The sequence below is a fragment of the Mycobacterium sp. URHB0044 genome (assembly GCF_000620625.1).
In the GTDB taxonomy this organism is placed as follows: domain Bacteria; phylum Actinomycetota; class Actinomycetes; order Mycobacteriales; family Mycobacteriaceae; genus Mycobacterium.
The window spans coordinates 130,825-142,329 of the sequence record NZ_JIAW01000005.1 but is presented as its reverse complement, the minus strand read 5'-3'; the positions used below and the strand labels follow the sequence as shown (position 1 = coordinate 142,329).

Genomic DNA, 11,505 nt, shown 5'->3' with positions numbered 1-11,505 from the left:
GCAAGAGTGAAGATCGAGCGTCGGGGAGGGGATTGGCGGTCAGGCGCCGGCGGGCCTCAGCGGTCCGACTTCACCAGCTTGTCGATGGCCCTGAAGACGTTGCGGGCTTCGCCTCCGCTTGCCGGGTAGCCGACATAGACGTCGTTTGTGCCGGTGTACACCGAAATGGTGTGCAACTTGTCGCCCTTCGAGCGGGGTGGAACCGCGGGACAGTAGCGAAGAGTGGCGCCCTCAGGGAGGTCGAGCGGTCTGCGCACACCAATCTCGATGTCGAGGAACACTCGCGCGTTCTTCAGCGGGACCGGGATCGGATCCAGGTAGTCGCGTCGTTCGTCCGGTGTGGCCAGGGAGCGGAATGCCGGGTCCGAAACGTCTCGCTGGGCCCACAGCACACCCTTGTCGACGAAGAATCCCAGGCAGTGCGGGCGAAACGCCTTACGCCAAATTCCCATTACTCTCCTGACCGGGGCACTCGAGGATCGTTGCTCGGGAAATCATATTAAAAGATGACGGACGTGACCTCGTTTGCCACGCGAAACACGCCTCGGTCGACATTTCGACAAGACCTCATCGGGGAAGCGGGCGCAATTCAACCTTGGCACAACGTGTTCCATCATCTATCGGATACTGATCACCGGTGCGATGGCACCGTCATGCGATCGAGGAGCCAACGGTGGAGTTCGGCGGCGGGTAGCGGTGGACTGTGCACATGGCCTTGGGTGATGGTGCATCCATACAGCCGCAGGGCGCGCAGGGTCGTTTCGTCTTCGACGCCTTCGGCGACCAGTTCAGCTCCGAGGCTGTGTGCCAGTGCGACGGTGGAGCGCACGATCGCGATGGAGCGGGGATCGCGGGCCAAGCGGGCGACGAAGACCTTGTCGAGTTTGAGTTCGTCGACCGAAAGATCCTGCAGCCGCGCCAGTGAGGACCAGCCGGCGCCGTAGTCGTCGAGTGAGAGCCGGATTCCGAGCTCCCGCAACGCGGCAACCGTGTTACGGGCCCGCTGCGAGTCCGTCGTCAACGTGGATTCGGTGATCTCGAGGATGAGGACGTCGGCCGATAATTCGTTGGCCTGCAACAGTTGGTCGATGGTGTCGACCAGATCGATGTCGAGAAGGTTGGTGGTCGAAAGGTTGACGGCCACGGTCAACCTGATTCCCAGACCGCGCCAGGACCGGATTTGGGCCAAGGCGATGTCCAACACCCGGGTAGCCATCGGTCGCATCAGGCCCGCTCTTTCGGCTGCAGGCAGGAACTGATCGGGCAACAGCAGTCCGCGGCTGGGATGGTGCCAACGGACCAGCGCCTCGACGCTGTGTATCTGTTCGTCCTCGGATCTGATCTTCGGCTGGTAGTGACACGTCAGTTCGCCCGCCCGCCCAGCGGTGGAGAGAGCGGCGCGCAGATCCTCGATGAGCTGCTCGTCCTGGTGCTTGTGCACGTTCGCGGCCGCGTCGTACACCGCGATTCCGTGCTCGGCGACCTTGGCATCGGCCATCGCCACCTCCGCGAGGTTCAGCAATTCCTGTGGATGCACGCAGTGGTCCGGCCACAGGGAAATGCCGATGGCGACTTCGACTTCCACGGTGATGTGGTCCAGCGCAAAGGGTGCCCGCAATGCATCGATCAAGGCGCCGGCCTGTGCCCTGGCAGTCATTAGGTTCACGCCGTCAGCGATCAGGACCGCGAACTCATCGCCACCTGTGCGAACCAATAGGTCATCGGGTCGCACCGCGAGTGACAACCGGTGCGCGATGCGGCGCAGCAGCTCATCACCGACGCTGCGGCCCATGGATTCGTTGATCTCCGAAAACTGGTCCACGTCCAGCAGGATGAGGCCCAGTCGCGCGGTGGCGCCATCCCATGTGGTCGCGTGCGAGTCATCCAACGGTCCGACCGTCAAGGCAGTCGCGAGGGCGCGCCGGTTGGAGAGTCCCGTCAAGTCGTCGGTCATCGCATGCTCGTGGCTTTCGGCGATGGAAACGACGTCGCGGAATGTCACCGCATAGCGTGCGGCGACGGCCGTCAAGCTCAGTGCTGCCAGGGTCACGGGGATGCGGTCTCCGTACGCGAATATCGTGACCCCGAGGGCGATGACGGTGCAGAGGATCGGCAAGATCAACGGCGCTGGGCGGTGCCTCGGACGTGATGCGCCGACGGCGGAGGGCAGCCAACTGGCCACGGCCACCAACACGAAAGATCCCGGCCAGCATGGGTCGATCCACGTGCCCTCCACATAGGAGCCGGTCGTGGTCTGTAGCAGATAGGCGACGTCGGCGAGCACCCACAAGGTGAACCCCGCGAGAAGGAATCCCCATCGCCACTCGGTGCGCCAACCCATGATCACGAGTGAACTGACCGTCAGTGCGAGGAGGATGACGCCCCCGACCGGATAGGCCAGCCCGAAGAGCGCGGCCGAAAGCGAGCCGCCTGACGCCGAGTCGAGAGGTCTGGACACCAGTACCGCTCCCACCGCCGAGGCGGTCAGCCCGACGACCACGGCGTCGAGTCGGACCGCTGCCGGAACGCGCCGCAACCGCCCGCCCATCAACAGCAGCAAGCCGCTATAGACCAGCGGATAGAACGCCAGGAATACAGGATCCGCCGCCGATGGGAACTCACCGTCATATGCCCACAGGGCGTACACGATGGTCCCCAATCCCGTGGCGCTCATTCCCGCGGCAATGAGAAGCCAGGCCCAACGCTCGACCGCGACAGAGCAGGCGCGGACGGCGACGATGCCCGCTGCCGTCAGAAGCAACGCCGACTCCAGCCAATTGTCGAACACCACGATGCGACCCGGGTGCGCCCGCACGACGACCGACATCACGAAGACGACGAGGCCAGTCAACAGCGCGCCGAAAGCGATCCGGACGCCCATCGGTGGCCAGAAAGCATGTCGCACAACGGCATCCAGCGGTTGTTTGGGCGAGTCAGAAATCGTGTTCGCAGTCGCAGGCAGTACGTCGACGCCCGTGACAGGCTCCATCTTGAGCCCGATCTTCTCCTGGGCCGAATCGGACACCGGTAGTTCAAAGGGACGTGGCAGATCGGGAACGAAGCTGCGGAGACAGCCACCGCCGTCGCGTTTCGCGGCATACATCGCGAGATCGGCCTGCTTGAGCAGCTCGTCGACCGTGGTTCGCGGAGTCTCTGCGGTAGCCAGTGTCAGCCCGATGCTGGGGCGCACGGTCAGTGCGACGCCGTCGATCACTATGGGTGCGTCGAACGACTCGAGGACCCGCTCCGACGCAATCAGCGCGTCATCGACGGCCCCCTCGATGAGGATCGCGAACTCGTCGCCGCCGAGTCGCGCGACGGTATCCGTGCCGCGAAGGCATCTCGTGAGCCGTCCGGCGACGCGGAAGAGCAGTTCGTCGCCGGCGGGATGCCCCAACTCATCGTTGACCATCTTGAAGTCATCGAGATCGAGGCACAGCACGGCGAGCGGCTGCCGTTCGCGGCGCTGCCTCGCCACGGCCTGCTCAAGGCGGTCCACGAACAGTGCCCGATTCGCGAGACCGGTGAGCTGGTCGCGGAAAGCCAGCCGGGACACGTCGGCCAACAGGCGTCGGTTCTCGGCCAGAACCACGAACTGCCGAGCAAGCACTATGACGAGGATGAGGGTTCCCACCGCGGCCAGCGGGATTGAGTTCAGCTGTGGCACAGCGGCGGAAAGCCCGACGCCGTAGGCAAGCACCAATGGCAGATAGGGCGCCCAGAGCCGCACCCGAGACGGAATGAGCCCTGCTGTCGAATCGGCTGGACGTTCGCCGATGCTGCGCAATGCAGCCAGCCCAATCATGCCGCACCCGACGATCCAGCCGAGGTCGATCAGGTTGCCGGTGTAGTAGCCGCCCGTTGCCGTCAAGGCTGTGTAAGCGCTGTCCGATATCGCGATCCAAACCAAGGCGCTTACCAACAGACCGATGCTCATCCGGTAAGTGATGGCCGGACGAGCCCACGCGATCGTAATGATCGCCACGTCGCCGATCGGGTACGCCGCCGACACGGCGAACGCCAGGGGGCTCTCGAAGCCGGAGTGGAACACGTCCTGCAACACCAGCACCCACGAGACCAGGAACACCGACGCTGCGACGATGACGCCGTCCAGCAGCAGACGTTTGCGGGATTGCCCCCGCTCGGCGGGCGACAACAGCAACACCGACACGACGGCACCCACCGGAAAGAGCAGATACCCGACGTCAGCCCAGGAGGGGAACGGCGACTGGTCGTATCCCAGCCAGACTTCGTAATAGCCCCAGATTGCCTCGCCGGCCGCCCACGCCAGTAGGCCCATCGTCATCGCCAGCCAGCCATGCCGCGTTCGCCCCTGTGCCGACGCCGCCGCAAATCCGGCGCAGCCCGCCGCGAACAGGATGCCCGCCAGCGAAGCCACGTCGTCGACCACTCGAGTCAGATATGCCCCGCCCCAGGTTTGCCAGAGCCACAGCCCGACGAACGTCGTCGCGATCAGGTATGGCACGCCCACCAGTACGAATGTGCGCCGCGACAATCCAGGAACCACGCTCAGCCCACTGGGTATGCGTAGCCTCATCGCCGCTCCATGGTTGTCGCCCTACGTCGCCAGCACAGTATGTCTATAGAGAATGGCTTATCGATCTCATTATGGGGCCTGAAGCGTGACCTCTTTTACACTAGTTTGCCAGCGGTCGCTCTGGCGAACGTTGCCACGGTCGGCGATGTACCGTCTGATCGTGATCGCTGCGTTTCTCCGCATATCGGCCATCTGCATGGCGTTGACGTTCGCCTCGGCATGTGGGACTTCGTCCGGTGCGCAAGCAGTTGGCTCCGCGCGGGGTGTCGAGAGCCCGGCTATACCCCCGGCAGCCAAGGAGTTCGCCAATCCACTGCGGGGCCAGTACGAGAACCTGATGAGCCCGCTGTTCCCGCAGGGCAACCCCGCACAACGAGACTTCGCCGCGTGGCCCAAGTCAACCGATGCGAGCATGCGGCTCGCCTGGCGCCGACTGCAGCCGAGCGATCCGCGCACGCTCCCGCCCGGCACGCCGGACGACCGCAAGTACGACTTCCGTGCGATCGACGACGCGCTGGCGCAGGCCGGTAGCCGGGGCATGCGGCTGACGCTGCGCGTCTACGCCTACAACTCGTGCTGCGACGCGTCCTATCCGAACGACACGAACATCGCGATACCCGACTGGCTGCGCTCGATTCCAGGCACCACCAGGACGTTTCCCCCAGACAAGGGGCGCACCGTCAGTCAGGTGGTACCGAACTGGAACAGTCCGGACTACTTGGCCGGGTTCGACGAATTGCTCAGGGCACTGGGCAGGCGCTACGACGGCGATGAGCGGCTCAGCGTCTTCGAGTTCTCCGGTTACGGCGACTTCAGCGAAAACCACATCGCATATGTGCGGGACACCCTGCGCGCGCCTGGTCCCGCGCCGCAGGACAGCGTCCGCAGTTTGGGCTATTTCAGCCAGTATCGGGACCAGAGCATCACCGCACCGTCGATTCGTCATCTCGTCGCTGCCAACGTTGCCGCATTTCCACGCACCCAGTTGGTCGTGACCCCGCAGAACCCCGAGATCGTTCGGCAACTGCTGTCGGACCAGGTGACCGCTACCGTCGCGGCGCCGGTTGGCATTCGCTCGGACTGCCTCGGGGTTTACGAGCCGCTTCCCGCGTGGGCCCACGACGCGGACTCGCAGTACGTCGCGCAAGACGATTCGCTGGTGGCAACGCTGATGAACCGACTCGCCTCGGCGCCGGTCATCACGGAATGGTGCCAACCGCCCAGCAAGGCAGACCTCCGCGCGTACTACGCCAAGGGATTGCACGACGTGGTGGCCTACCACGTCTCGATGACGTCGAGCACCAACTTCCCCGACCGCGACTCGCGCCGCACGATGAGTCTCGAGCTGTTCTCACTGTGGGCTCGGGCCAATGTCTACGCCGGTTACCGGTACTCGGTCGAGTCGGTGCCCGGAACCACGTCGATCGACGGCGGCATCGTGTCCGTCGACGTCCAATGGACCAACTACGGATCCGCCGCTGCGGTCGAGAAGTGGGTTCCCAGCTACCGCATCGTTGATCGCTCCGGCAAGACGGTGCGGACGGTGCCCGGTCGAGTCGATCTCAAGGCGATCCTCGCCGGGCAACCTCTCGATCCCGGCGCTGCGCCGGTCCCTGCATCGGTCACCGAGGAGCTCGTGATCGACACCGCCGGCCTCCCACCTGGCCGCTACGCGCTGAGCGCCGCGGTCGATTGGCAGCAGCACAAATCCCATGCATCGCACGTCGTGGACTATGCGCCGATGCAGCTGGCTCGCGACGGCCGTGATTCCGGCGGCGCGTATCCGATCGCCGTGCTCGACCTGAAATAGGTCCCCGGACCTGTCCGTTTCGACCGACACGCGGGGGAGCCCGTGAAGTCGTCAGTTACTCGGAGTTGCATACCACGCGCCTGAAAGATAATACTGTTCCATACCATTCGTCGGTTTGCGGCGACTCGGCTCAGTAAAGACAAGAGGTTGTCGTGGATTTCCAAACTTTTGTTCGGATCATGCGTTCGCGATGGAAGCTCCTCGTGACGGCCGTAGTGACCTGTTTGGTCGCCGCAGTGGCAATCACGGCGATGCAGACCAAGAGTTATCAGGCCACGGCGACAGTCATGGTCTCGTTCACCGGCGCCACGACCATCAATGACGCCTATGAAGCCATTCAGGCAGCTCAGCAGCGGCTTTCGTCATACGCCGAGCTCGCCGGGGGGCGCACCGTGGCGCAGCGGACGATTGATCAGTTGGGGGTGCCGATGACCGCAGACGAGCTGGTCGACAACACCAAGGTCACCTACACGCCGGAGTCGACCCTGTTCCGATTGACAGTCTCGGATTCGGACCCGCAGCAGGCCGCCGCACTCGCTTCGGCTATGGCAACGCAATTTGCTGCCCTGGTTCCCGAAGTCGATGCCGGCATCCCCATGTCACAGCCGTCCGGTCAGTTGTTGGGCGCGGGATTCGACCCCCAGCAAACAATTGCGGGCGCCAAGGCGAACGTTGTCGAGCAACCGATCGTGCCGCAGAGTCCCCAGAGCCCGGTTCCGGCGCGCAACGTGGCGTTGGGATTGCTCGCCGGCGTGTTGTTGGGTATCGCGCTCGCACTCGGCCGGGAGGCGACCGACCGCACGATCCGCAGCCGCGAAACCCTGACCGCACGCTCTGGCGTGCCCACGCTGGCGCAGTTGCCTCCGCCGGACAACCGGGACATCGGTGTCCGGCGCGGGGGATTTCGAGCGAAGCCCTGCGACCTCGTCTTCGACGAGGAGGTGCGCCGCATGCGCACGGCGCTGCTCGGTTCCGCGGCCGCGCCGGTGCGCTCCATCCTGGTCACCGCTCCAACGCTGAACCAGGGAGCGACCACCACGGCACTTCATCTCGCACTGTCGTTCACCGAGATCGATGAGACGGTCTTGCTGATCGAGGGCGACGCGCGCCAACCCACGGTCGCCGGCCTCCTCGAAGTCGATGCCAACCGGGCACTGATGGACGTCCTGGCCGATCAGCTGACGCTTGACGATGCCGTCCGGCCCACGTCGCACGATGGCCTTTGGCTGCTCGCGTCGAGCAAGCCCAGCGGCTTCCAGCGGAACCTGAACACCCCATCGCTGGTGACCATGTTGGAGAAGCTCTCCGCGAGCTTCGATCGGGTTGTAATCGACGGTCCGCCAGTACTTGTTACGGCCGACGCCGGGATATTCGCGGCTGCCGTTGATGCGACCGTATTGGTCGTACGTTCGGGGCAGACAGCGGCCGAAGAGCTCGACGGTGCACTGGAAGGTCTTCGTTCCGCGGAAGCCAATATCGTCGGCACCGTACTGACCGGTGCGCGGGTTCCCAGGCATACCAAGGACGCGACGTCGGCGTACCGCGCGAAGGTCAACGAATCCGCCTCGGCCACCATCGCCGCGAACGGCTCGTAGGCATGATCGGCGGTGTGGCCGGTAGGACTTTCGCGTCAACCGCCGCGATCGCAGGAGTCGTACTGGTTTGCCTCACAGTCGGCGCCTTGGCGGTCCGCTCCACGACCGAAGGGCTGATGCTGATCGGGGCGTTGGGCTGCCTAGTCGTCTACCTGACCGGTCCGCACCGGATGGTCTGGATTGCGTTGTTCCTCGCGTTCGCGTCGCTGCCTGCCGCATTGCCGGTCGGGAAGGTGATCGGACCGGTATCGATCGACGCGCATCAGATCGCGGTCCTGTTGGCGATCGTATTCTTGATTCCACTTGCCCGCCTGCGCTTTTCGGACTACGTGCTGCCAGGCGGCTTGTTTCTGACCGTGATGTTCTTCACCGCGGTCGGACTCGGCGCAGGACACGATCCGGAGCGGATCGCGCGCGAGGCGATATTTCTCTGCGAGGTCGTCGCCGGCTTCGTGCTCGCCGTGCTGATCGTTCGCACCGGTCATGTCCGGCAATCCATCCGGGTCATGGCGGTCGTGCTGTGGTTCTCCGCTGCCATGATCGTCGCCAGCTCGCTGACGGGCATCCGGCTGGCTGGGCGGGCCGAAAGTCTCCAAGGCGAGACGGGCGCTGCAGCGATACGGCTGCTGACCGCCACCCAGGCGCCGGCTCTCGTGGTGCTGACGGCGCTCGTCGCCGCCCAGATCGTGGGCCGCTCCCGGTTGTCGATGTGGGTCCTTCTCGGAGCGCCTGCAGTAGCGATCACGTTATTGTCCTTTGCCAGAACCACATTGATCGCTCTCGCGGTCACCGCCGCCGTCGCGCTGGTCGCCGGGCTGGGATGGTCCGCGTTGCGACGATCGGCCGTACTCGTCGTCCTCGGCGCGGCGTCGGTCGTGGTGGTCATACCCGCAACGCTCTTCCTACTGCAGCACTCCGAGGCTGGGAGCTGGCTGACCGATCAGCTGACTGCCTTCTCGGACAGGGTGCTCGATGGCGTCTCGACGAGCGCGTTGGCTGTTGATTCGTCGACCCTGGCCCGGCTGCACGAGAACACCAACCTGTTTCGTGCCATCGACGACGCACCGCTGTTCGGGCATGGCTTGGGTTATGCGTATCAGCTGCCGTTCGGCCAGGCCGGAACCTTCACCGCGACACTGGGTACCACTTATGCGCACAACTTCTACCTGTGGTGGCTGGTAAAGGCCGGAGTCGCCGGCATGGTCGTATTCGCGGTGTTCGCGTTGACACCCGTGGTGCTTGCCTTGCGTACCAGGTCCGCCGCGGCGAAGATCAGCGCAGCAGTAAGTGTTGGCCTGCTCGCAATCTGCGTGGTCGATCCGCTTCCGCTGGAACCGCCGAGTTCACTCGTACTGGGTCTTGCGTTGGGTGCCGCGATGGCGTTCAGTCGGCTCGCGCCAACGACTCCGATCGTGACGGCGGAGCCGGTTGAGAGGCCATCACCGTCCACAGCGCCGCAAGTCGTTCGTACCAGCGGTTGACGGTGAAGCCGCCGACGTGGTCCCGCGCGGCTGAAGCCAAACGTGTACGCCGCTTCTCGTCGACGACCAGAGTGCTGAGCGCGCAGGCGATCTGATCGGGCCGACCCGGAGCAACGAGCAACCCGTTCAGGTCGTCTGTGATCACTTCGCCGATGCTGCCGACTGCCGTCGTGAGAGGGGCCAGCCCACATCCCATGGCCTCCAGCAATGCCATCGGCAGTCCCTCGTCGCGGCTGGGCAGTAGGAAGACATGCGCACGGGACAGCAGTTGGTCGCGTTGTCGGGTGTCAAGCCACCCGGCGACGTGCACGGTGTCATCGACGCCGGCTGCCTCGACGGCGGCGGTCACGGCGTCGATCTCTCCATCACCCGCGATCGTCACTCGCAGCCGGCGGCGGACGTCCGGCTGAAGCTGCTGCACCGCCGTTATCAGGTCGTAGCTGCCCTTGCGCTCACCCAGCCGTCCAAGCGCAACGGCGTGAACGGGATCGGCGCGACCTTGATCCACCGCTTGGAGCGGGACTTGAATCGCATTGTGGAGCACACTGATTCGATCGGCGGCAATTTTCAACCGCTGCGCATATTCTTCGGCGTGGCTGCTGCCGAGAACGAGCCAGTGCTCGGCAGGCAGGGCGGCACGCACCAAGTGCTGGGTCAGTACCGACCGGTCGTCGAACCACCCACCGAAGTCGAAGCTGTGACCATGTACCACGGCGGGGATTCCGGCGAGCCTTGCGGCCCACAGCGGCACGGCCTTTCGCACGATGCTCCCGCCGTGCGAGAGGTGGACGTGTAGTACGTCGACCTTGCCCCGGAATATCGATCCGGCAGCGCGCGCCATTCCGCGGACACCCACCGACAAGCGCAGCCACGTCGACCCGTCGACGTATGTCGGCACTACCGTGACCTCGAAGCGCGGGTCGGGATGGGCCGCCATCAACGAGACGACCGTTGCCATGCCGCCACGGCTGATTGGTCCTGCGGGCGCCGGGCCGACCACCAGGATGCGCAGCGCCGTCATCGCGCCGCCCGAGCGGTCAGGCGGAGGGCATCGTGCAGCCGCTCGGCTGCGTGGTCCGCGGTGAACCGCTGTTCGTAGTGCCGCGCTGCGGCGGCGCCTCGGAGCGCGGCCGTTTCGGGGTCCGCCAGCGCGTCGAAGGCCGCAGCGAGGCCGTCGACGTCGTCGACGCCCACCGGTTCGCAGCCCGGCGGTTGAAACTCCGGCAGCGCGCCGACGGGGGAGACGATCGGCGTGACGCCCAATTGCATTGACAGCACCTGCACGCCGCTCTGCGAAGCGCGCCGGTAGTGCACGACGGACCCCTTGGCCGCCGCCACCGTGTCCAATACGTCGCGGTAACGGTAGGAGCCGGGCCGCCAGACGGTGTGTTTGGGCAGCTTGCGGGTGATGTGCGGTCCGTCACCGAGTAGGACCAATTCGTCGCCGCGCCAACTGCGGCCGTCCACGTGATGCTGCCAGGCGTCGAGGACGACGTCGACGTTCTTGTACGGGTTGAGCCTCCCCACCATGACGAAGTTCCGCCGGTCCACGGCGGGCACCAATGCCGGCGCGAGCGCCGGATCGAGATCGCTCGTCAGCGGCACCAGGTGGACCCGGGTGCCTGCGACATCGGGGCGGTCGGCCACCGCCTCCGCGACGTAGGCGCTGAACACCACCGTGGCCGCGGCGCCGGCCCCCCAGCGATCGAAGACCGCCCGCTCGTAACGCGGTCGCTGCTCGTACGCGTCATGTGGACGGTCATCGTGCACCAGCTGGATACGGGGGGTGTTGCCGGCGAACGCAATCCAGCGTGGGTCTCGAACGAGCTCCGTGATCACTACGTCGGGCCGCCAGTTTCGGGCGTACCGGCGGGCGGTGAAGCTGGCCGGCCAGGTTGACGCGGCGCGAAACCGGGGGTCGAGGACCAATTCGTAGTCTCGGGCGGCGTCGGACTCGGGATGCTGGTCGGACGTGACCAACAGCACCTCCACGCCACGGCGACGCAGGGCCTCGGCATGAACGCGGGCAAGCGGCCGCATCCACGGTGAAAGCCATAGCAC

7 protein-coding genes are annotated in these 11,505 nt (G+C 65.2%); 3 read left to right on the top strand and 4 right to left on the bottom strand.

The features are described 5' to 3' along the window. Positions 1–56: 56 nt before the first annotated feature. Positions 57–452 (bottom strand): hypothetical protein, encoded by a 396-nt coding sequence (locus tag N536_RS0112255; RefSeq protein WP_029113865.1) that lies wholly within the window; start codon positions 450–452, stop codon positions 57–59. Positions 453–631: 179 nt separating this feature from the next. After that, positions 632–4,558 (bottom strand): diguanylate cyclase domain-containing protein, encoded by a 3,927-nt coding sequence (locus N536_RS0112250; protein WP_081809176.1) that lies wholly within the window; start codon positions 4,556–4,558, stop codon positions 632–634. Between the two features lie 196 nt (positions 4,559–4,754). Between N536_RS0112250 and N536_RS38240 the strand changes: the two genes are divergently transcribed. From N536_RS38240 to N536_RS38235, 3 genes are all read left to right on the top strand, one after another. Further along, the gene (locus N536_RS38240) at positions 4,755–6,368 is read left to right on the top strand and encodes a hypothetical protein (protein WP_369798420.1); all 1,614 of its coding nucleotides are present in this window, start codon (positions 4,755–4,757) and stop codon (positions 6,366–6,368) included. Positions 6,369–6,520: 152 nt separating this feature from the next. Beyond that, on the top strand, positions 6,521–7,963 hold the full coding sequence (locus N536_RS0112240) for a polysaccharide biosynthesis tyrosine autokinase (protein WP_029113863.1): 1,443 nt from the start codon (positions 6,521–6,523) through the stop codon (positions 7,961–7,963). Positions 7,964–8,049: 86 nt separating this feature from the next. After that, a complete protein-coding gene (locus N536_RS38235; RefSeq protein ID WP_197040125.1) occupies positions 8,050–9,444 on the top strand; it encodes an O-antigen ligase in 1,395 nt (464 codons plus the stop codon). Here N536_RS38235 and N536_RS41475 read toward each other — a convergent pair. Then, positions 9,347–10,465 carry a glycosyltransferase family 4 protein gene (locus N536_RS41475; RefSeq protein ID WP_029113862.1) on the bottom strand — a complete coding sequence of 373 codons (1,119 nt, stop codon included), beginning with the start codon at positions 10,463–10,465 and terminating at the stop codon, positions 9,347–9,349. The two genes, N536_RS38235 and N536_RS41475, sit on opposite strands and share 98 nt — an antisense overlap. Next, on the bottom strand, positions 10,462–11,505 hold the full coding sequence (locus N536_RS0112225; RefSeq protein WP_029113861.1) for a glycosyltransferase: 1,044 nt from the start codon (positions 11,503–11,505) through the stop codon (positions 10,462–10,464). Before N536_RS0112225 ends, N536_RS41475 begins: the two co-directional genes overlap by 4 nt.